We start from the raw sequence: 3,199 nt of genomic DNA on the forward strand, positions 1-3,199 counted from the left end.
AGCAGGGTGAACCTTAAGCGTCTTACACAGACTAACGCCAAGGCTCACTAAAACCGCTGGGGACAACAGCTGGTCAATCAAATTGATACTGATGCCATCAGTCATCTCATAGACCGCAGTTGACTGACAACATGGACAGATGGTTTTCATAAACACTCCTTTTATTTTGGGCATAAAAAAGGCCTGCACGAGGCAGACCTTTATTGATTGAATGTCGATTAGATTAGGCGCTTTATTAACTACTAATGCGCTATCTCATTAAAATAGTATATATTTGAAATTATTTTGTTCTTGGTGTTAGTCTCCGACGCTTGGTATTGCGGTAAGTACCACGACCAAAGCTACGCATATCCGATATCATCACTTTAAGTTGCTGTCCACTCTTTTCAGGCTTGGTCAGATACGATGCTGTTCTTACCGCATTTTCGACTTCAAGTGAGTTATTACGATAGATCATACCCATCCCTAAAAGGTTTTGTTGATCATACTTCCACTTGTTTGATGAAGTATTCCAGTTATAGTAGGTTCCAACTCCATCTGTAATATGACGCCATTTTTCTCCCACCTCTTTACCTAGATAATAATCATTCTGTCGTTTTGAACCATCATAGATGAGGAGTAAGTGACAGTGAAGACCATCATTCATATCTCCTTGCTCTAATGCCCAAGCATACCCTTGTAAATGCTCAAAGCATGTCTTTTTATTCCCTATAAGATCTCTCATATGATTCATATGAGCATGAAAGGTTTCTATATCCACAAGGTGACTCTCTTCTCTTGTGTACTTTAAATCGACGTAGACAAATAACAATTTTGAATAATGATTAATCAGTTCTCGAATATAAATTTCGAGTTCCGCTTTATTTGCAATCTCCTGATCGCGCCAAAGATCATCTTTAACATCGATAGCATTTTCATAGTATGAGAGCCTATCGATAAAGAACTGAGTTTTATCGTGATCCCAAAAGACGTCGCAAGGATATGAATCGCCAACGATACTGTTAGTACTGTAGATAAATGCATTAGCTGTTTCTGAATAACCCAATTCCTCATCAAGGGTATTCATGAATGGATGATATAAATCATTAAGTCGGTTTCTTACTTCTTCGAAACCAAGCTTATTGGATAGAGTACCTCTAACTAATTTATCGACGTTAGAGACAACTTGAGGTTGATTTAGATGTGAATATGACATGATCCTGTTCCTATGTGAGTGTGGTGTTCATAGAGTAGGGTCAGTCAGTATTTTTTTATGACGGATGTTTAGAGTTGTTTATTTAATAATATAAATAACCTACTAAGAAGAAGCGGTTTAAGTGCAGAGTTCTCAGGGTTAATACATACTATAAATTGTGGATTTCGAGTATTTTGAGCAACAAATACAGGAATGGAGTTACCTATTATGATATGACAGCCAACTACCTCTAGATATTAGATCAACCTATTAAATTGGATAAACCATTAGTCATTCAATTTAATAGGTTTCTAAATACACTTATTATCCGGTTTGATGTATAGCATATAGTGCTTACTTTTGATGATTAGAATTTGAAATAACTTGAAAAAAAACCTAGCTCATAATATTCAATGATTTAAGTGCCAATAATGCACGTAAGACATTACTTTAAAGGGCTTAAGTTGACTTTTTCCCAGAAAAATACTAGAAAATTACTACTTGATTTAGTGTATATTAGTAGGTTTTCACTAGGTTAAATCTAGTTATTTTAGGGTAGAATTCGTTATGAGTAAGATACCAATATATGAAAACAATACTGTAGATCGACAATTATCAACCTACAACGATGCTAAAGATTTAAGTTCAGAGGGGTACAATGCAAATGACAAAAGTGAGCTGTTAAGTAAAGCAGCAGTTAGCGAGTCAATCAAAGACTTTAAGAGTGAGCGAAGATCAATAGATAATTTTTTCTCATTTCTGAAAAAAATAAGCGATCGTGAGGCTATGTCTTTGTTACATGCAAGAGACATACTAGAAAATAATAGTCGGAAATTAAAGATACTTAATATTGATGATTATAAAATATTACTGATTGATTATTTATACCGTCATCATAATCCTATTGAAGAATATACGACCCTGCTCAGCTATAAATCAAAAAACTTCTTACCTGAAACTTATATAAGTTGGTTTCAGGATAATTTACGACACTCATTATTTTTAGCATACCTAATCGAAAGTCCGTTAAAAAATCAAGTTTATACAGGTAGGAGTGAGTTACTCGAGTTAGTAATCACTTATTTGCTATACAATATTAACAGTTTTGATCATAGCTATAGACGCACTCTTCCTACTTATAATACTTTCATAGTATGGGAAGCAGATAATGGGATAGCTACCGGAATAATCCATGCAAAGTCAATCTATCTTAAAAACCGTGTAGAAAATAGACAAACTAAATGGATAGATGTTGATAATCCTAATCAAATCAACTGGATTTATGACTATTTAGATAGAGCAGATAATCAACATATCATACTAAAAGATACGTTTTTTCCTGAGAGCATTGTGGAAAAATACGAGCTTATTCTTGCAAGTTTGGATGTATTATCTAACGTTGAAAGCCCTGAGATAGGCACTAAAAATAACAAAGGTTTCTCTCTAAGAAGCTACATACTGTACAGCATGAAAAAAGCATGGGATGGTCAAAAAAGTTATGAAGTCAAAAGTAAAGTGAGCGATGGCAAGATAAAAGTGTATAAATCAAACCAATCCAAATTAGAAGCATTGATGGCTTTCAGTGGAGTTACAGCAAATCAGTTTATCAATAATTCGATAGAGGCAATGTATGATGAGCTCCTTGTAAGTAATACTAAAGCATTAAATCAAGGCGGTGCTTCAGACTAACCTTATACGTGTTACAAGTCTATCAACAGCTTCTGCCATACCGTATTACGTTCATAGCTTGTGTTACACTAAAACCTCTTTAAGTAATAATATTTAGTTACTCTTAAATTATAAAACTGAAAAACAAACCTTAAGTATACTCACGAGTGTACTAAATTATATTTATTAATATTTTTATATATAAATCAAACACTTAATTACTTATTACTGTTCCGGCTCCGGGTACCATTATATTAAAAGGCTTCCAAGCAATTGGAAGCCTTTTTTTTATTGTGCAATTTCTCTTATTAAACTAAATTTTTTCCACTATTTAGACAATTTGCTAGTAATCACCTG

General features: G+C 33.8%; 2 protein-coding genes. One reads left to right on the plus strand and one right to left on the minus strand.

Features of this window, described 5'->3' with window-relative positions; all coding sequences use genetic code 11:
* Positions 1-280: 280 nt before the first annotated feature.
* Positions 281-1,195 carry a YagK/YfjJ domain-containing protein gene (locus tag ACT3S4_RS14205; protein ID WP_444761288.1) on the minus strand — a complete coding sequence of 305 codons (915 nt, stop codon included), beginning with the start codon at positions 1,193-1,195 and terminating at the stop codon, positions 281-283.
* Between the two features lie 546 nt (positions 1,196-1,741).
* Here ACT3S4_RS14205 and ACT3S4_RS14210 point away from each other — a divergent pair.
* Positions 1,742-2,863, plus strand: a complete 1,122-nt coding sequence (locus tag ACT3S4_RS14210) for a hypothetical protein (RefSeq protein WP_444761289.1) — start codon at positions 1,742-1,744, stop codon at positions 2,861-2,863.
* Positions 2,864-3,199 lie beyond the last annotated feature (336 nt).

This window comes from Psychrobacter sp. AOP30-A2-5 (assembly GCF_052378115.1).
In the GTDB taxonomy this organism is placed as follows: domain Bacteria; phylum Pseudomonadota; class Gammaproteobacteria; order Pseudomonadales; family Moraxellaceae; genus Psychrobacter.